Genomic DNA, 19,219 nt, shown 5'->3' on the forward strand with positions numbered 1-19,219 from the left:
CTATTTTTTCAGACTCTTCTTTGTCTTTGCGTCTTTGCGCCTTTGCGTGAGATAAAAAAATATTAATATCATGAGTGAATTTACCAAAACCCTTTGCCCTTACTGTGGTGTCGGCTGTGGTTTAGAAGTATCACCCCCAGCCCAATTTAACAAAGCAATTAATCGAGATAGTCAAGGAAATCCGATTTGGCGAGTTCGGGGTGACAAAGCTCACCCATCCAGTCAGGGTATGGTTTGCGTCAAAGGTGCAACGATCGCTGAATCTTTAGATAAAAATAGACTACATTACCCCATGATGCGGGACTCTTTGGATCAGGAGTTTCGGCGCATCAGTTGGGATGAAGCTTTTGATCTGATCACCAAGCGCATTCAAACAGTGCGCTTTACCCAAGGGCCAGAAGCTATATGTATGTATGGTTCTGGTCAGTTTCAAACCGAGGACTATTACATCGCCCAGAAACTTCTCAAAGGTTGTCTTGGTAGTAACAATTTTGATGCCAACTCACGCTTATGTATGTCTAGTGCAGTAGCTGGCTATATTCAAAGCTTTGGCTCAGATGGCCCTCCCTGCTGCTATGAAGATTTAGAGTTAACTGATTGTGCATTTTTAATTGGTACCAATACGGCAGAATGTCACCCTATAGTTTTTAACCGACTGGAGAAATATCACAAGAAGAATCGTAAAGTCAAAATGATTGTGGTTGATCCTCGTCGCACACCAACCGCAGAAGCCGCAGATCTACATTTAGCGATTCGTCCCGGTACAGATATCGACTTGTTAAATGGTATTGCCCATTTGTTGATGCGTTGGAACTACATTGATACTGGGTTTATCGATGACTGCACCAGCAATTTTTCTGCATACGCTGAGGTGATTCGCCACTATCCTCCAGAAGTTGTAGCTCGTCAATGTGGAATCAGTATTGAAGATTTAGAAACAGCAGCACGTTACTGGGGTCAATCGCAGCGAGTGTTGTCACTGTGGTCGATGGGTGTGAATCAATCTAGTGAGGGTACGGCTAAAGTCAGAACTATTATTAACCTGCATTTGATGACTGGACAAATTGGTAAACCAGGGGCCGGGCCTTTTTCCCTCACAGGTCAACCTAATGCTATGGGAGGAAGAGAAGCTGGAGGTTTGGCGCATTTATTACCTGGTTATCGCTTGGTGAAAAATGACCAGCATCGAGCAGAAGTTGAAGATTTTTGGGGACTGAAGCGAGGGCAAATTTCTCCCAACCCTGGTTTAACAGCTTGGGATATGATTACAGGTTTAGAAAATGGCGCTGTGGGTTTACTGTGGATTGCTGCTACTAATCCAGCTGTGAGTATGCCAGATTTGGAGCGGACAAAAAAAGCTCTGTTGCGATCGCCTTTCACTATTTATCAAGACGCCTATTATCCTACAGAAACCGCTGCTTATGCTCACCTTCTACTACCAGCTGCCCAGTGGGGTGAGAAAACTGGAGTGATGACAAATTCTGAACGCAGGGTAACTCTGTGTCCAGCATTCCGTCAACCACCAAGAGAAGCGAAAGCTGATTGGGAAATCTTTGCTGAAGTTGGTCGGAGACTAGGCTTTGTCAAAGAATTTGCTTTTGCTAACTCTGGGGAAGTTTATGCCGAGTTTGTCCAGCTAACTCGTAATCGTCCCTGTGATATGACGGGTATCAGTCACGAACAATTAAAGATACAAGGCCCCACTCAATGGCCTCACCCACAAGAGAGCAGGGGAGCAGGGGAAGCAGGGGGAGAAATCAAAACAAAGCGTTTATATACAGATTTACGTTTCCACACTTCTGATGGACGCGCCCGATTTGGAGCATATTACTCACGCGGACTTGCAGAACCACCAGATCCTGATTATCCTTTGGTATTAACTACTGGGAGACTCTATGGACACTGGCACACTCAAACACGTACTGGTAGAGTTGAAAAAATTCGCTCCATGCATCCCCAACCATTTATAGAGATTCATCCCCGTGATGCTGCTGTGTTAAAAATTACTGATAACCAGGTGGTAGAAGTGCGATCGCGTCGAGGTAAAGCTTTTTTTCCAGCAAAAATCACAAAAGCGATCGTCCCAGGTACAGTATTTGTTCCTATGCACTGGGGGGCACTGTGGGCAAATAATGCTGAAGCTAACGCCCTTACTCATTCAGAATCTTGTCCCGATTCACTGCAACCAGAGTTAAAAGCCTGTGCTGTGCAAGTGTTACCGATTTCTCAGCAAATTCCAGTCAAAAATTATCAACTCCAGTCCTCACAATGGTAAGTTGCTAATTATACTTTGAAGCAGGCAATGGGTATACAAAAATTAGTATTTAGTCAATTCATCAATGGTTATCATTACTTATAACTATTGATTTTGCAGCTTGTACTATCGACTATTACTAATTACCTCTGGTAAATTACTAACATCACAAAAGTAAAATCTCTACTATAAATAACTTTTATTCCTCTTTGCTTTTGCTATGGAATAGAAGAAAAGATTACAAAAGCTAATTATATACTAACGATAAGTTTTTATTAATCCTCTAGATTTATCTATGAGGTTTTTCTTTTTGCTATTTAATTGAAAACCGGGTGCAGCAAATGAAGAGATTATTTAAAAAGCTGATATCAGCTACCAAAGATGAGAACTTTATGCACTTTATAGAAAATATAGAAGTGCTGGTTTCTAAACTTCTTTCTATTTTAATGGTGATAGTAATTTTGGTAGCGATCGCAGATTTAGCAGGCTTTCTTGCTCAAGAGTTATTTGACACTCCCGGAAAATTTAATACAACTTTATATAAAATATTTGGTTTATTTTTAAATATTTTAATTGCTTTAGAAATTTTAGAAAATATTACAGCTTATTTACGAAAACATGTTTTTCAGGTTGAATTAGTAATTGTTACCTCTTTAATTGCAGTTGCCCGTAAAATTATTATTCTTGACTTTGAAAAAGTTTCAGGTATTGATATTATTGGTTTAGGAGTTGCTATTCTCGCTTTGTCAATCAGTTACTTAATCATCCGTTCAAGTAGCCCTAAATAGTAAATACTCATATTGAATGGAAATTTTTAAATATTTTATTTTGGATTTGTGAATTGCTAAATATGGCAGTTTTTTTTGAATTTGAAGCAGATTTTGTTGATTCTTTGCGTTGCATACCTATGCAAGTACGCTACAAATTAGATACCTCTGGTATCAAGCTGAAATTATCTGATTGGAACAACATGACTCAAGCTGAACGCGAAGCTTTAGTTGAGTTACCTTGCGACACGGAAAGCGAAATTCAATCTTATCAAGAGAATCTTCAGCAATTAATTTTAGAACGCACAGGTACATCACCTGCAAAATTACCTATTGAACCTTATCCTGCATGGATGAACGCTAGTACTGTACCAGCAAGCCTTCAAGAAAAAGCTCAAGAAATAGGTGTCACCCTGACCCTGGAACAGTGGGAAACTTTAACTCCTTTGCAGCGGTTTGCCTTGATTAAACTTAGTCGTTCAGGACATGAAAACAGAAACTTTCCCTTAGCTATGGCAGAATTTCATCTAGTCAATAGTCAATAGTCAACAGTTTATGGGATTTATGCGACTGTCACAGATATCTTCTGCGATCGCAGTCAACAGTCAAGAGTCCAAAAAACTTTAGTTTTGTAAAGTAATAAATATTGTCTATTAACTATTGACCATTGACTATTGACCATTGACTATTGACCATTGACCATTGACTAAAAAGTGAGGTTATCAAAAATATGACAGCCAAGAAAATTTTGATGCTTATTGGCGACTATGTGGAAGACTATGAAGTGATGGTTCCCTTCCAGGCTTTGCAAATGGTAGGACACACTGTCCATGCAGTTTGCCCAGATAAGAAAGCTGGGGACAAAGTGCGAACAGCAGTTCATGATTTTGAAGGAGACCAGACTTACAGTGAAAAACCTGGTCACAACTTCACTCTCAACGCCACATTTGCAGAAATAGAACCTGCAACCTACGATGCTTTGGTTGTCCCCGGAGGACGAGCGCCAGAATACATTCGTTTAAATCAGCAGGTGCTAGAAATCACTCGTCACTTTGCCCAAGCAAATAAACCCATCGCTGCTATTTGCCACGGCTTACAGTTGTTAGCAGCAGCCGATGTCTTACGAGGTAAAAGTTGTACTGCCTATCCTGCCTGTAGTCCAGATGTACGTGGTGCTGGGGGTATCTATGTGCAAATCCCAGTTGATGAGGCAATAGTTGATGGTAACTTAGTTACAGCACCAGCTTGGCCTGCTCATCCTCGTTGGTTGGCTGAATTTCTCAAAGTATTAGGAACAAAGGTCGAACACCCAGAAATAGCCAGTTTGAAGTCCTGAGTTAAGAGGCGCAAAGTTGTAGGGGGGTTTTGTCATAAATTCAATTAACAGCAAGATATACCTGCCTTACCTGTCCGTACAGGAGTCAATTGTCAGTTTCAGTTGCTATTTTTTTTGTCTCTCCCTACTCCTTGCTTCTTTACTATCCTTGACTTCATCCTTAATCTGACAATTTTATATGTTTTGAATTTAACTAAATGTGGCAAATACTACTAATATTTGAAAATTCCTGTACAGTTAATTTGCAGTAGTATCTTACAAATACCTGACCAATACACTTGATAGCTGTAGTCATATAGGTTGGGATAGTGTTGATTGCTCAAAGCCTTGAAGCAACTGGGTTTATACTCAGCGCTCAGCACTTTGCTATAACTTCATATTTCTGATAAATAAGGCACAAAAACACTTCCCATTGCCAGAATGCCTTGCTCAATTGGGTTAGTGAATCTTAAATTTTGAATGAGTGAATTTTCAATTTATTAGCAGTCAGGAAAGCTATAGTGTATTTAGCAATGCTGCTGTTGGTGTGGCTAAGGTCAATTTCCAATGCCAAAAATTTTTTATGAATTAGTTTGGAAAGATACTCTAACTCGATGACAGGCAAAAACGCAAGACATAACGCATTTCTGCGGCTAGTGTCTGGTAATGGAGCAGCTTTTGGGTCAGAATCTCGCTACTCGCTGCTTACCAGTAAAGAGGTAGTAATTGGACGCGACCCCAGCTGCCAAGTTGTCTTAGATGCCATGACGTATCGGATGGTATCTCGTCGTCATGCTGTGGTTCGTCCTCTTTCTTCATCTCCAGATAACAAGTTTAGTTGGCTACTTTGTGATTTGAATAGTGCCAATGGTACTTACTTAAATGGACAACGCTTGTATGGGTGTCAAGAATTGCACGCAGGCGATCGCATTGCTTTAGGTGCTGATGGGCCGCAATTCGTTTTTGAGTATGAATTAACCTCTCCACCGACTACATTAACAAGCAAAACTCAAATCGCACCGTTGCCATCTGCGGGGATGAATCTCCATAACCACACGCAATTAAAGCAGCCAGATTCGGTCAGCTTTACGCAACTGTTTCCGATTATTTCCACTGGTAAAGATTTAACTCGTAAAGCTTACCTCATACCAGGAATACTGACTGTAGTATTTGTGGTGCTGATGTTTGCTACTGTAGGTCAGCCTCAAGCCAATCAAGTCATAGTAGCAATTTACATAGCGTTTGCTGCTTACTATTTTGTTTACCAACTTTGCGGTAAACAAAAGCCTTGGTGGGTACTCATGGGTGTAGCATTAAGCACTACACTGATTTTGCTCAGTCCCCTATTGAATTTATTTATCTTCGTATTCCGCGAAATCTTGCCTGGTAAGTTGCCTTCACCTCAAGATTCTCCTACCTTTACAGAACTACTGGTGCGGATGTTTTTTGGTGCTGGGTTAATGGAAGAATTGCTCAAGGCATTGCCTGTCATCGGAGCATATTTCATCGCCAGGGGATTACCCTCACCATGGCGAGAACGCATCGGTGTTTGGGAACCTCTAGATGGCATTCTCTTGGGAACCGCTTCTGCTGTGGGCTTCACGCTGTTGGAAACTCTAGGGCAGTATGTGCCAGACATAACACAAAATGTTACGCAACAGGTAGGTGTGGGTGCTGCTGGTCAACTGGTGGGTTTACAGTTGCTGATTCCACGTATTCTTGGCTCTGTAGCCGGACATATGGCTTATAGTGGCTATCTAGGATACTTTATTGGCTTAGCAGTACTCAAACCCCGTCGTAGTTGGCAAATTCTTACTGTTGGTTATCTGAGTGCTGCTGCACTCCATGCTCTATGGAACGCCACAGGCTCTATCAACGCTTTACTCTTAGTTGTTGTTGGCGTCTTGTCTTATGCCTTTTTGATGGCAGCGATTCTCAAGGCACGGGCATTGTCACCAACGCGATCGCAAAATTTTGCTACCCGCTTTCTTGGCCCTAAATAAATGTCATACCAATTCCAAAAATATTTGCAAAATATAAATCAGTTGTAGGGGCGTACAGCTGTACGCCCCTACGCATGTATCTGTATCAGTTATTTCGTGAAATGGTATCAGTTCGACGAATTTAAAAAACCCCGCTTCCATTCCTCTCCTCTGCAAGGCTACCGTGTACACACAAGTATAGGCAGCAAAGGTTTCAACTCTTTTAGCCCCTATAAATGCCCAAATTTTGGGCAACGGGAAACTTCATTTATCCCCTTAATTTTAGGAATAGGGCAATGAAACCAAGGTTTGGGTAGGATTTCAAGACTTATGTGTACACCGTAGCCTCTGCAAGGAGGAGCCACTGCGAAGAGCGCGCTTTGCCGACAGCGGCGTATGTGGTGTCATACTGTTTCACTTTAATTTTGATACAAATAGGGAGCAGGGGAGCAGGGATAAAAAAATTTGTATCAGATTTTTCGTGAAATGGTATCAGAGGCTTAAAAAGCTTGATTTTTCGTTTTTTACCAAATATGTTAAAGCCCCTCTCCGCATCGGAGAGGGGTTGGGGAGAGGTTCATCGAAGTTTCAAGAAACACAGAAAGTAGGGAAAGAAAGTGTTTGTTTCATTAACAAGTATTTCTATCTGACCAAAATTGGAAACGGCTCGATTAGTTCAGCAAAAACAAAGTCCGGTTGCTACAGCCAAGCACAGGGTTGATCATGCCACCAATTTGGAAATTGTCAAACTTAACATTATCGAACCTTCAAGTTTACCTGCTATCCCTCCCCACCTGCAATGCTTACGGTGTGGAATCTCACAGAAAAAGATGAATAAAAATTATTTTTTATGTCTTAGGATAGATGATCTAAGTAGCTAGTTAACTTAAGGTTGTGTTACTTTGGACAACCTATGTGTCTAAAATGCGATAATTCAAGAGTGCTAAAGTGACAGTATAAGCACCATCTACGAACGGTGTTATACCCAATCTAAATTTAATCAAAGCTAAAAATATAGCAAAGATAGAAAACAGAAGTTAAGCTTTTGACTGAAAGCCATCTAGTTGTTTGAGGGCATAATACGCGATCGCTATACTGACTTTTGCTTGCTCTATTTCTGATAGAGTTGCCCACTCACGATTTTCTACGTTATTGATGACAGATTTTAGATTTTGTGATTCGCCACTACGCATAGCATAGGCAAAGGGTCGAGCTAAGACAAAAAGGTCATCAGCTTCCAACCCAGGTAGGACAGCCTGAACGCACTCGACTAGTTGATCGCCCAACGATTTTTGAGGAGCAAAAATTTCAGATGCTTTGGTGGCGATCGCGTTGAGCCAGCCTTGTGGTACAGCAGCAGCAAAAGCTGTCTGTAAAGTTTTTTGAAGGTTGTTGACAGCAGCATTCTCTATACTACAATTGTAGTATGAACAATTTGAAACTTCAGCCCAAAGTGTGTCTAATTGGTTATAAAAACTCTGTGAGTGTGTAGTCAGTTCTTCATCCAGTAGATTATGGTTGATAAACTGCTGTTCTAGTTCGTCAAAATACGCTTGTGAACTTTCCTCAGTTGGATTCCAAGGATAAGTTGCATCGTCTGGTTCTAGTAAAACCTCTAATAACTCCAATTCCACCTGAGACAGTAAAGCGTGAAAAGTATCTGAAGTGTTAATATTGTTAGCCATTTGAAGTCTCCTGATGAATTAATTGGTGTTATTGACAGCTACACCTGTGATTCTAAGATTTCCGTAAAAATAACTCGATTTTGTCTAATCATAAAACCAGGTTTTTTAAAGCTAGTGGTGGTAGGGAAAATCGAATTTCTAGTCAGTGGTCAGTAACCAGTTGTGAATTGTGATTAGTTATTTTTACCATTCCCAATTCTCAATTCCCCATTCCCAATTTTAGGAATCTTCAATCATAAACTGCCAAGTTTCAGATCTAGAACTTCCAAACTTTAATTGCATTCCTGATTTCAGGGTAACTTCCTCACGGAGGATTTGTTGCCATCCGTTAGGGCCGAGACACCAGGTTGTTCCGTAGGTAGAAAAATCTTGTAAGTAATAAGTCCGCACCGGATTACTGCCAGTGAGAGTGTTACGGCAGAGAATTTCTGCGTGACGCTTGGAAACTGATGGTTCTGGGATGACAATATCATTGTCTCTTGTACGACCGATGCGGGTGACACCAGCGCGTAAAAACCATGTTTTACCGCCTGGGGAAAGCGATCGCAAACAAGCCCTAGTCAAATTAGAATTGAAACTGGGGATACCTGTGTCTGGTAGTTCTGTAATTCCTTCATCAAAGCTTTTAATGAGTTCGCCATCAAAATCGGGATGTAGGTAGAGAACAGGTAAAGTCCAAGCTGGTTGATTAAACTTATATAGTGTGAGCAATTCTTGCCTGGCCTCTGCTACTGCTTCATCAATCGGCTTGCGCGATCGCAAAGCTTCGGCAAGGGATTGAATAAAACTACGGCTCTCAGGATCAGTAATCTCATCGCGCATTCCTAAAACAGCAGGTACGCCATTACGAATTAGCACTTCTGCCAAACTGCTGGCTGGGATAGCTTGGTGATTGATCGCAGCAGGTAGCGCCCCCCAACAAGCATTAAATACTGCCAGCTTCAAACCACCACGGGTTAATGCTTGTGCTAATTCTATGCCATTCAGGGTCATACCTGAACGTAACATGAACTTACCTCCATCTGGCCCTGGTAGTCCGTGACCAGCGTAAAAAAAGACATTGTATGCTTTTGTTTCCAACTCTTGAATTAGTTCTTGTGGAGTTGGTTGCAAAAGTGTATTCACTTTACACGGTGCATAAGCCTGAAAGTTGTTACCTACCTGCTCGCTATTTGAGAGAGTTTGTTCTAAGATAGCGGCTTCTTGTGACAATTGTAGATTCTCATCATGTCCTAAAACCAGCAGGATGTTTAAAGCCTGATCTATTCGTAAATATGGCAGTGGTTCAACTTCACTGGTGGTGCGACTAAATAGCAAATCTTGGGAAAGGGACATGGCCGATTGACCAGGTTCGCGCTGCATAATTTCCCAAGGAAGAGCGATGAGATCTGGATCACGAATTTCCAATCGAAAGCGCAAACGTGTATGCTGACCCATAGCGATGCCACGGCTGCGTTCAAAACTGCCGAGAATCGGCCCGTCAAATACCCAACGCCACAAAAGAATACCCAAATGTTGCATCAGACGACTACTGTAACCAGAAGTCTGACCAACAGGAGGGGGAAGCGAATTTGCAGATGGGTTTACCTGATTTTGCGTGGTTCTTGAAGAAAGATTTAAACCACTATGACCAGCGAACAACTGCTGCCATTCTTGCCAAACTTGAGACAGTTCAACAGGCCATACACAGTCACGCAGAACATAGCCACTGGGATAGGGAGCCTTGACGACCCAAATGGCATAGGTATCTGTGCCAGTGTTGATGAGACGGGCGATCGCCAGGTTCAGGGATGGCATGGATTCATGAAACTAAAGGGACTGGGGAATAGAGAATGGGGAACTCGGGGCCCCCACGACCGAAAGGGAGGAGCCACTGCGGTCTTGGGGTTTCCCCAAGTGGAGCATGTGGCGTTGGGGATTAGGGGCAATTGGGAATTGGGAATGGGTACTAGTATTTTTACTCAGCACTCAGCACTCAGCACTCAGGACTTAGAGTTTCTACTTTGGATTATTACCTGTATTATTTCAGGTTTTTACTAGTTTATCGATTATTTGTGTCACCTGCATTTGTATCGGTTTGTGGGTTTGGTGCAGGAGGCTGGCTATCAGGAGATTGCGGGATAGAATCACATGGACTGCTATTATCTGCTTGCAAAACAGTGACTTGGAAACGTTTGAGTTGAGACAATTGAGCCACAACTCTTTTATCTGATGTCGGTAAACGTGACCCTACTTTTTTGTTTGGATCTGCTGAAGTTAGCGTACCTTCATTAGAGCAAAGCCGCATATCCACCAAAAAGCCGCCAGCAGGTTGAGAAGTCGGTTTTTTTTCGATAACTTCCAAAAAGCTGCCAGGAGGTAAAGGTTCCTTGTTTTCTAAGGTAGTTTCTCGGCTAGTTTTGATCACCCATCCAGGAGCGAGGTTATCAAGCGATCGCTCTTGGGGTGGCTTTGAGGCAGTTGGTTGTAAAGTTGTGGAAGGAGATAAAACTGGAATTGTATTTGATGGCAATCGTAGCCGCATGATCAAGTATGCTACTGAAACTGCTGCTGCAACAAATAAAAATGCAACTACTAAATGTAGCGGTAGTTGAGTATTTGTGGCAGGCTTAGTTTCTGGAATAACTTTGGTTTTCTGTTTGGGATTATCCTCTGGTAGGGTTGCTTGGACAATGGATGCAGAATTTGCTACTTTGACTGGTAAACTATCCGGCATAACTGCTTTCAGGCTTACCTCTGGTTCAAAGTATTTCACCTGATGATGTACTAAAGCAATAGTGACATTATCGTGCCCATTTTTGCTGTTGGCAATTTCTACTAATCTATCAGCAACATTTCCCAGATTCTCTTCACCAGCAAGAACTGGTAGGATTTCTGTCTCCCAGTACTCCTCTACCCGGTCAAAGTCACTTAGTCCATCGGATGTGAGGAGAAAAATAGCATCTTCGTCGAGGATAAACCGCTGGGAAGTGGGATGTAATGAGTTGCTGGCACTCATTCCTAAAGCCTGTACAAGAGAACCTGCACCACCTTGAGTTACAGCTTCCCGGTAGATGGCATAGCCAAGCCTTACTTCTCTTGAGGCGACATCATCATCGAGGGTAACTTGATAACAGCCGTGCTTTGTAATCCAGTAGGCACGACTATCACCGACATGGGTAATGTACATGTCTTGAGCAATAGGTAAGGCCATTACTAAAGTTGTACCCATACGTTGACGCCCCTGCCGATGTTCGCCGTCATTGCGCTGGCTAATTTTATCATTGGCAACTGCCACGGCTGATTCTAAGTCAGCTAGTAAAAGTGAGGGTTCTATGTGATCGTAGGGAACCTTTGTCAGTTGCTGCACCTGCTGCTGAATCGTTTCAATGGCTAAATTAGATGCAACATTGCCACCTTCGTGTCCGCCAATGCCATCACAGACAATAGCTAAGGCTGTTGCCTGCGGTGGTTTACTCACCATTGTGCCACTGGGGGGGTAACAGGCATCCTCGTTACGTTGACGGCTCGGCCCAGTATCGGTTTTAGTGATAATTTTAATGGTGGGTGTTTGCGATCGTCCTAATTCTGCCAGTCCTCGATCTAAAATTGCAATTAATACTTCAGGCGAGTTGATCTCTTTTTGAATCAAGAGGTTGCTAATTTGGTTAACAAATTCAGCTATGGCTGGTTTTGCTTGCAAGAGCAATTGACGCCAAAATTCTCCTAATTGAGATAAGTCAACGGCTGTATCAGAATCGGAACGTAAGTCTAATAAACGGACTAACGGCCCTTCTACCCTTTGTAAATGCGGGTCGAGTAAACTAGAGACAACGCCTTCAGTTTTTAAAGGTTGCCACAAATGAGCTATCTGCCATAGCCAATTGAGTTGACGCATTGATGTGGCATCGCGCCAAGCAGTCGTTAACTGGCTACATAGCTGTACTTGTGTGGCTGTATTATCTGCCAATAGTGGCGGTTTTTCTAGCAGTAAAATTTCTTTTTGGGGGCGTCTGTCAGCAACAGAAAGCACTCCATACACCTGCGGTACATGTAAGCGATAGGGAATTAGTCTCAGGTAAGCTTTGATGTTCTGTAAACTATCTAACTCCGGCGCTTGGGGTATTAACCCTGGCTTAGTGTCTAAAACAACAGATTTACTGATGACTAAATAGCGATCGGCTAATATTTCTCCAGGGCTACCCACCAAAAGACCATCTCCCGCAGCCCAAAGGTAACGTTTAGGTAAGGGTGTGGAGCATCGCTGGCAAAACTTGTGAGTCAGGGGATTAGCAGCCTGACACAGTTCATTGGGGCAGTAGAGCGTTGCCGCATCATTTTCCATAGTGTTCGCACTGATCAGCGATTGGCAATTTCTTCAACAGCGTTGACAGCGGCAATTCTTACCGCTCATGTTTGTTTAACTCGATGTATCCAACTTGGGATCATGATTTTAGCTGGCAGATACCAGCAGAGATTAATACTGAATTTTCTTACTAATGCAAAGAACTTACTCCTTAGTCAACTCTACAGCCTCATGATAGCTTCTATTGCTCTATGACTCTCCATTAAGTACGAGCAGTTAACTCTAACCCTGTCACCAAAGCATAACCCAAGCCCATCTAGAACAGTTCAGTTTTAGTGCATTAACCCATCAACAAGACACAGATAATGCTGGTATTTCTTTAGTGTATAAGTCGTTGAGCATCAATTAACTTTAATTAAGAATTAAGATACCAAAAGAGTATGTCTGTTAAAGTGTCCTTTTGGCATACTGCACTTAATGCAATGGGTAAACAATCTTTGTCTTACTCATCAAAGAAGGGAATAGAGAATAGAAAACAGTTTTTCCTATTCCCTATCTAGAAGTAAGTGATCCCCAGCTTCTAGAAGGGTATGTTTTTATTAGGGTATAAATCCCTATCTGAAACCTCCTGTTGCCTATTGCGAGTTAAGAGTTCCCTCTGGAATTGGTCAAGATGCTTCACTTTGCTATTCCTCCTTTGAATAGGAAACTTTTGCTTTTTCAGATAACGCTTGATATGAGCAATATAGGCTCAAAACTATACTGATTCTAGGTAATAAATTTTAGATGGGATTCAGAGTTTACCAAGTTAGCAAATTGGGAAATTGCATAGAGTCAATAGTCATCACTTTTAATTGTTGACTGCTGAGTGTTAATCGTGAACAGTCAGCTAGAACAATTTAAAATGAGATGTTTTTTTATTTGTCTGTCCTTGAGGACAAGTAGCTAGTTTTGGAGTTTTGCAAAGCAGAATGCTCTAACCACTTTTATACTACAAAATTACTACAAATTGATTGTGTTTAATTTAGGAAAACCCTTGATGCAATTTACTATTTAGTGAAGAGGAGGAAAATATGAAGTTAATTTAAAAACTGCGGTTTGTCTCAAACTTGACCTCTTGCACAATTTAATTCCACTTTGTGGAGGTATATCACTATTCGCGATCGCTGTAAAGTTATGAGGGGCATGGTATGCCATGCCCCTAAGAAGTTAGGTGTGACAAAAATTATCACTCATAACTCGTGAATATCAAATCTACTTGTTTTCGTCTACTGCAACTTGGGGAAGTCCCATGCTGTAGTTGGTGACACGAGCAGAGAGATTGTAGCTGATTTCGCCTTTTTGCAGGAGCGATCGCAAATAATGCTCCAAGTCTGACCCAACGCGGCGCAAGTTGTAGTCTGTTAAATCTGCGCCGCTAGATGCTTCTACGAGTTCATCAAACTTGCGATAGACCTTTTGAAGCGCATCTTCATTCCAGTTGAATTCGTTGTCTGGGTCAACATCCAACGTTAAAACTTGATTACTGGGAACCAGTTCGCCATCCCGGTCAATTTCTGCCGCAAAAATGCGGATATGTCGGGTTGTGGACTTGAGCAGCATTGGATTGTCCATAAAAGGGTGTAAGGTTCAACTTGATTACACTGAAATCATTGTAGACCTTATGCTGGGCTGAATATCCTTTGCTCACCAGCTTTAAGCCTAGCTTAATTCTTCACAAATGAAGGCATCGGCACTGGGGGGATGAGCAGATGAGGGGGATGAGCAGGGTGATTTCATACAGCTGTAGAAAAATGAAAACCAGGTGTCAAAGCCTCTCCCCCACGTGGGGGAGAGGTTTGGAGAGGGGTCAAAATCTATGGTTCAAAACGAGAAATAGAGGCTTTCATATTTTTATTTTTTCGTATGAAACCACCCTGAGGAGATGAGGGGTATGAGGGGAATGAGGGGGATGGGGGAGATGAGGAAAATAATTCTTTACTCCTGTTCTTTGGGTGGCGCTTGCGCTTTAAGCGCTTCGCTCTTGAGATCGCCACTTGTTCATGGAGGAGACCCTCAACTGGAGGATGTGGCGTCCAAGATGGGAGCGACCTCACCCCAGTGACTCCTCTATAATCAATTCCCAATGTTCAAAAACTATGGCCTTCGTGGGTGTGGTTTTTTGTAGGGACTAGCTTTTACTTATTTAGAATCAGAATTTTACCTATGATCAATTGGTTCATCAACGTCTCCTGAATTTTATGATCAAAAACGTACATCAAGTAGTTTTACGTAATTATGTTACAGCTACCTCTGGCTTTAATAAAAGCAAAAATAACCAGAGTTTTTACTTACGTAAAAATACCAAAATTTCAGTAAAAACTCAAACTGTTATTGACGTTAAGATAAAGTTGATGTAAAAACCTTTAAAAAGGGCTAACAACTTCTTACAGAAACTTTATTGTTTAGAATCTGAAAAACTGAATAATAGTTATGGCTTTACTAAATCGTATCTGGTACAAGAAAATAGCGACTTAGACAGTGTATAGTCTAGCTATGAAAAAATCACAGGAGGGGCAAATGGAATACAAATGCTATAAATTGAGGAAAAATTCTTAATTCAAAGGCTGTAGATTCAAAAAATATGAAGAATTTTTGCGCTCGGATATAGCTGCTCACCCTCAAGACCACCAAGTACAGGAATCCTCAAAACTATGAACTCGAAAGCATTACCACGCCAAATAAATAATATTGAAGTAGGTGTTTATGAGTGCGAGATACATCTAAAATTTCGGTTGATTGAAGAAAAGAGTCTATTGAGCGATCGCGAGCAACTGTTGCAGGTACTACTGGATGCGTTGACTGAAGGGTCTGATGACTTTCTGGAGACGCTGCAAGCATCCGTCAAAGCCCAAGAAGTCTCTGAGTTTAAAGCATCACCCCAAATGCGACGCCAGTTGATGCGTTTACGCAATGCTGTGGACAATAGCCAGTAGTTAAAGCCAAAGGTCGAATTTGAGTGGTGGCATATCGTTTAAAAGCCATAAATTGTTAATTTTGTTAAGATTAGCCAATTAGCTCTCAGTATGATTCGGCTTCTATCACCTAATTGCTAGGTTACAAACTAGACTGCACACTACTCTATTGCAAAGCTGAAAATAGTATCTAAAATGACCTTTACCATTTAGACTATGGGTATACTTAGATGCATACTAATCCAAATAAAGTAATTTATTACTTTTTTGGTAAGGTTATGGTCATTGAAAATTTATCTTTCAGGGCTATTGCTCTAACCAGGGTTTTACTCAATTTGAAGAAGTATTAACTGGCGCAAGAAGGCAGGAAAAATATTGTTTATCAAATAAGCTTTTTAGCCCTTTTGATTTGGATAGTTATTTTCGCTACCCTCCACTAGTGCCAGTTTTAGTTAAGTATGCGATGTGTAAAATATCTTCAAAATAGCTAACAGCTAATTATGAGCAATCGCTGTCGTTTAAGGTAGTATTTTCGAGTTTAGAAAATATTTCGCCTTTGCAACTGGCGCAAGAGACATTTTTGACAAAATTATAAAGCATAGATGAATTTGGGCAGGGGCTTGGTCGTCAATCAGCGCTCCTGCTCATCTTATAGGGAAGCAAAGTGCTGAGTGCTGTAGACGCTTCTGCGGCTTCCCGCAGGGGCCCCGAGTTCCCCAGAGGGGGCCCCGAAGTCCCCCGTTGTTCGCTCGAAGAGCGTTCCCGCAGGGTAGCAAGTGGCGTTGCTGAGTAGAAACTAAGTTGCTTTCAAGCTTTGAGCAATCAACACTGTCCTAACCTATGTGACTATGGCTATACCTAATGTATGGTCTTTTAGATTTTTGTACGCTCTGCCATCAGGCTCACTCAATAGGGTGTTTATTTAGCAAGACCGTGTTCTAGTGCAAAACGAACTAACTCAGTACGACTATTGGTGCCGGTTTTACTAAACAAACGACTGACGTATTTTTCTACATTGCGAACGCTGGTTTCTAAGCGACGGGCAATTTCTTTATTCATCAATCCTTCAGCTACCAAATTTAAAACACTTTGTTCTCTAGGGGTCAAGTCGATTTTAAAAGGAGTTGGGGATTGAGCGATCGCATTTCTTTGGGTTAATAAAGCCTTAATTTGGGCAATTTGATTGGCCAGTTCAGCAATATCAGGCGTTTCACCCTCTTCACCCGTCGTAGTTTGAGGCTTAGCTGTGCGGCGGGTGAGTAAGTTTTCCACTATTGCTACTAACTCATCTGGATCGAAGGGTTTAGGCAGGTAAGCATCAACACCAGCTTGATAGCCTTGGATGCGATCGCCTGTCATACCTTTGGCAGTTAAGAATACTACTGGAAGTGCTTGGAAGCGGGGGTCTTCTCGCAGTTGTTTGAGGAATTGATAGCCGTCTACCTGAGGCATCATGATATCGGAAATCACTAGGTCAGGTGTATTTTGCTGCATCAAATCCCAACCTTCACGGGCGTTACTGGCAACTTGAACGCTGAAACCGCTTTCTTGCAAATAATCTTTCACAGCTTCCCGTAACCCTGGTTCATCATCCACCAGTAACAATTGTGCTGACATTGAAAGTTTCCTTGAGTTTACCTTTTTCCAATTTAGCGAAAGTTGACAGGCATTGATCACAAGGCGTGGATTGTTGATTTTATTCATCGTCTGCATCTGATTCATCTGTCCACTCAGATGTGTTTGTGGAGTCAGATGATTCCATACCATCGTCTGTAAGGCGAATAATTTCTCCTTGGAAGTATTGCGCTAAACGCTGGGCTGCGATCGCTACTTCATCAGTTTCCCAGTCAGATACAGGTTTTTGTATTGGTGGTGGAGATACAGTTTGTCCGCCACTCCCATTCCTCGCAGCCGATGCAGTTACATTTTTTGCTGTCGGCTCAGTTTTTATTGGTGCTGATGCTTGTGTCTGTACTGGTGTGGCTGGCTGCGGTACTGGTGTGGCTGGCTGTGTATTTTGATTGTTGTACTTGGGAGGAGGTGACTGCTGAACTGTAGGGGAAGGCTTGGCTGGAGGGCTTTTTCTAGCTACAGTAGAGGTTGAGGAAGTTCCTTTCTCTAGGCTTACCTTGACTTCATGTCCGAAAGATTGCTGAAAAGCCGCTGCAATCATAGGTAAATCAGACTTAACCTTGTCATACCATACAGGTTTGACAGCAACACGAGCTGTAGTACCATCAAATTCCATAAGATAGCCCATTTGACGCAGCATTTCTTGCCTTGATTTTGGCTGGAGGTTAGCAAGCATCTGTTGCCAAACTTGAGTTAAATCATACTGTGATGCTTCAACAACTTCTTCTGTTGGTGATGCTGGAGATATTTCTTGTGCAGGTGTGATGACAGGCTGCTCTTGTACGGCTGGTCGATGATTAAATCCATTTTCAGCTGGTGGTGAAACCGCTGTCAGTGGCTCACGAGTAGATCCATTTTCAGCTGGTGGCGACACCGAGTTAGTAGAAGAGGTATGATTCTCCTCTGAACGGCTTTGTGTAGAGCGATCGCTCAAACCATTTCCGTTTGTGGAAGCGGTTTTGGAAGAGTTGGGTTGTTGAGGTGAAGTTGCAGGATCAGCTTTTGAGAACTGCTGAGGCGATGACTGCCGATGATTAGTACTAGTTAATACCGCAGGCGTTGTGGTGACTTTAGGTGAAATGCCTGTGGCTGTAGGTTGAATATTGGCACTTGGTAACAATCCTAATAATGTCACCTCCAACCATAAACGCGGCTGGGTAGTATTTTTAATCTGGACTTCAGCTGTTCGTAGGTGTTGCTGTCCTATCAAAATTGTACTGGTGTCCAATTGCTGGGCAAACTCAACTAATGCTTTCCAAGTTTGGGGAGTACAAGCTACCAAATCGTCACGATTAGGTGCTGTTTTGGCAATTAGCAAGTCACGGTAGAAAGCGGCGAGATTTTGCAGAATAGTTAACGGTTCCCGACCACGATCTAGAATATTACGGCTACAGTCCAAAACTGCTTCGGGATTATCTTGTGTAATAGCACTTAATAATGCTAACAAGTCGCGTTCGCTGACTGATCCCACTAAATCCCAAACTTTATCCGGTGTCACTTCCCCTGACAGCAGCGCTAATTGATCGAGCAAGCTTTCTGCGTCTCGTAATCCTCCCTGAGCAATTTGAGCTACTAAAGTTACAGCATCAGGTGTAATATCAATTTGTTCTTTCGAAGCGATCGCACTTAAGTGCTTAACCATCGCTTCTAATTGAATACGTCTAAAATCAAACCTTTGACAGCGCGAGATAATTGTCGGTAATACTCGCTGGGGATCTGTTGTCGCCAGGACGAAAACTACGTGTTTTGGGGGCTCTTCTAGTGTTTTTAATAACGCATTAAATGCGGCGGTACTGAGCATGTGGCATTCATCGACCACATAAACCTTATAGCGACATTGCACTGGTGCAAACTGGGCTTTTTCAATCAGTTCGCGGATATTATCAACACCAGTGTTACTAGCTGCATCGATTTCAATTACATCAAGGGAGTAACCTTTAGTGATTCCCTGACAAACATCGCATACACCACATGGTACAGGGGTCGGCTTGTCACTTTTGAGACAATTGAGGGATTTAGCCAGAATACGGGCGCTAGAAGTTTTCCCCGTACCTCGTGGCCCAGTGAATAAATAGGCAGGGGCGATTTTCGCGGTGGCGATCGCATTAGTGAGGGTAGTAGCGATCGCCTCTTGTCCCACTAGTTCAGCAAAACTCTTTGGGCGATACTTGTGGTGCAGGGGTTCGTAAGACATGGATTTATAAACACAAGCGCCCAATTTGACATTCAATTATTTTAAACGTAGGAATACTACTTATAAAGGATTAATTATTTCCTACATTCCTCTCCATTATAGTACATTTGAACCATATTAGGGAATTGGGAATGGGGCAGGGGGGCAGGGG

Annotated in this window: 12 protein-coding genes; 6 read left to right on the forward strand and 6 right to left on the reverse strand. The window is 42.3% G+C overall.

Translation table 11 applies throughout. From position 1 onward, the window contains the following. The first annotated feature begins 70 nt into the window (after window positions 1–70). The 5 genes from I8748_RS10080 to I8748_RS10100 all read left to right on the forward strand — a co-directional run bounded on the left by I8748_RS10080 (window position 71) and on the right by I8748_RS10100 (window position 6,339). Complete coding sequence (locus I8748_RS10080) at window positions 71–2,275, forward strand: molybdopterin oxidoreductase family protein (RefSeq protein WP_198124441.1); 2,205 nt, start codon at window positions 71–73, stop codon at window positions 2,273–2,275. Window positions 2,276–2,595: 320 nt separating this feature from the next. Then, complete coding sequence (locus I8748_RS10085; protein ID WP_198124442.1) at window positions 2,596–3,042, forward strand: phosphate-starvation-inducible PsiE family protein; 447 nt, start codon at window positions 2,596–2,598, stop codon at window positions 3,040–3,042. A 62-nt stretch (window positions 3,043–3,104) separates the two neighbouring features. Next, the gene (locus I8748_RS10090; RefSeq protein WP_198124443.1) at window positions 3,105–3,566 is read left to right on the forward strand and encodes a nitrate reductase associated protein; all 462 of its coding nucleotides are present in this window, start codon (window positions 3,105–3,107) and stop codon (window positions 3,564–3,566) included. 185 nt (window positions 3,567–3,751) lie between these two features. Then, window positions 3,752–4,357 (forward strand): DJ-1/PfpI family protein, encoded by a 606-nt coding sequence (locus tag I8748_RS10095; RefSeq protein WP_198124444.1) that lies wholly within the window; start codon window positions 3,752–3,754, stop codon window positions 4,355–4,357. Between the two features lie 593 nt (window positions 4,358–4,950). Beyond that, window positions 4,951–6,339 (forward strand): PrsW family glutamic-type intramembrane protease, encoded by a 1,389-nt coding sequence (locus I8748_RS10100; RefSeq protein WP_198124445.1) that lies wholly within the window; start codon window positions 4,951–4,953, stop codon window positions 6,337–6,339. 1,016 nt (window positions 6,340–7,355) lie between these two features. On the opposite strand, the gene I8748_RS10105 is transcribed toward I8748_RS10100, so the two are convergent. From I8748_RS10105 to ndhM, 4 genes are all read right to left on the reverse strand, one after another. Then, on the reverse strand, window positions 7,356–8,003 hold the full coding sequence (locus I8748_RS10105; protein ID WP_198124446.1) for a hypothetical protein: 648 nt from the start codon (window positions 8,001–8,003) through the stop codon (window positions 7,356–7,358). Window positions 8,004–8,222: 219 nt separating this feature from the next. Then, window positions 8,223–9,800, reverse strand: coding sequence for a CHAT domain-containing protein (locus I8748_RS10110; protein WP_198124447.1), 1,578 nt, complete (start codon window positions 9,798–9,800; stop codon window positions 8,223–8,225). A gap of 244 nt (window positions 9,801–10,044) precedes the next feature. Continuing rightward, complete coding sequence (locus I8748_RS10115) at window positions 10,045–12,327, reverse strand: PP2C family serine/threonine-protein phosphatase (protein ID WP_198124448.1); 2,283 nt, start codon at window positions 12,325–12,327, stop codon at window positions 10,045–10,047. A gap of 1,215 nt (window positions 12,328–13,542) precedes the next feature. Beyond that, the gene (gene ndhM, locus I8748_RS10120; RefSeq protein ID WP_198124449.1) at window positions 13,543–13,902 is read right to left on the reverse strand and encodes an NAD(P)H-quinone oxidoreductase subunit M; all 360 of its coding nucleotides are present in this window, start codon (window positions 13,900–13,902) and stop codon (window positions 13,543–13,545) included. 1,079 nt (window positions 13,903–14,981) lie between these two features. Here ndhM and I8748_RS10125 point away from each other — a divergent pair. Beyond that, window positions 14,982–15,263: an Npun_R1517 family heterocyst differentiation transcriptional regulator gene (locus I8748_RS10125; RefSeq protein WP_096558018.1), complete on the forward strand. Its 282-nt coding sequence runs from the start codon at window positions 14,982–14,984 to the stop codon at window positions 15,261–15,263. Between the two features lie 897 nt (window positions 15,264–16,160). Here the strand turns inward: I8748_RS10125 and I8748_RS10130 are convergent. Together I8748_RS10130 and I8748_RS10135 are read right to left on the reverse strand one after the other, a co-directional pair. Further along, entirely contained in the window at window positions 16,161–16,859 is a 699-nt protein-coding gene (locus I8748_RS10130) for a response regulator transcription factor (RefSeq protein WP_198124450.1), read from the reverse strand. A gap of 79 nt (window positions 16,860–16,938) precedes the next feature. Next, window positions 16,939–19,068 carry a DNA polymerase III subunit gamma/tau gene (locus tag I8748_RS10135; RefSeq protein WP_198124451.1) on the reverse strand — a complete coding sequence of 710 codons (2,130 nt, stop codon included), beginning with the start codon at window positions 19,066–19,068 and terminating at the stop codon, window positions 16,939–16,941. Between the last annotated feature and the right edge of the window lie 151 nt (window positions 19,069–19,219).

This window comes from Amazonocrinis nigriterrae CENA67 (assembly GCF_016056305.1).
GTDB lineage: Bacteria > Cyanobacteriota > Cyanobacteriia > Cyanobacteriales > Nostocaceae > Amazonocrinis > Amazonocrinis nigriterrae.

Bases quoted from the DNA above. Each gene is read 5' to 3' on its own strand.
- I8748_RS10095 (WP_198124444.1), top strand. From the start codon at position 3,752: ATGACAGCCAAGAAAATTTTGATGCTTATTGGCGACTATGTGGAAGAC.
- I8748_RS10135 (WP_198124451.1), bottom strand. From the start codon at position 19,068: ATGTCTTACGAACCCCTGCACCACAAGTATCGCCCAAAGAGTTTTGCT.
- I8748_RS10080 (WP_198124441.1), top strand. From the start codon at position 71: ATGAGTGAATTTACCAAAACCCTTTGCCCTTACTGTGGTGTCGGCTGT.
- I8748_RS10085 (WP_198124442.1), top strand. From the start codon at position 2,596: ATGAAGAGATTATTTAAAAAGCTGATATCAGCTACCAAAGATGAGAAC.
- I8748_RS10090 (WP_198124443.1), top strand. From the start codon at position 3,105: ATGGCAGTTTTTTTTGAATTTGAAGCAGATTTTGTTGATTCTTTGCGT.
- I8748_RS10115 (WP_198124448.1), bottom strand. From the start codon at position 12,327: ATGGAAAATGATGCGGCAACGCTCTACTGCCCCAATGAACTGTGTCAG.
- ndhM (WP_198124449.1), bottom strand. From the start codon at position 13,902: ATGGACAATCCAATGCTGCTCAAGTCCACAACCCGACATATCCGCATT.
- I8748_RS10105 (WP_198124446.1), bottom strand. From the start codon at position 8,003: ATGGCTAACAATATTAACACTTCAGATACTTTTCACGCTTTACTGTCT.
- I8748_RS10125 (WP_096558018.1), top strand. From the start codon at position 14,982: ATGAACTCGAAAGCATTACCACGCCAAATAAATAATATTGAAGTAGGT.
- I8748_RS10100 (WP_198124445.1), top strand. From the start codon at position 4,951: ATGACAGGCAAAAACGCAAGACATAACGCATTTCTGCGGCTAGTGTCT.
- I8748_RS10110 (WP_198124447.1), bottom strand. From the start codon at position 9,800: ATGCCATCCCTGAACCTGGCGATCGCCCGTCTCATCAACACTGGCACA.
- I8748_RS10130 (WP_198124450.1), bottom strand. From the start codon at position 16,859: ATGTCAGCACAATTGTTACTGGTGGATGATGAACCAGGGTTACGGGAA.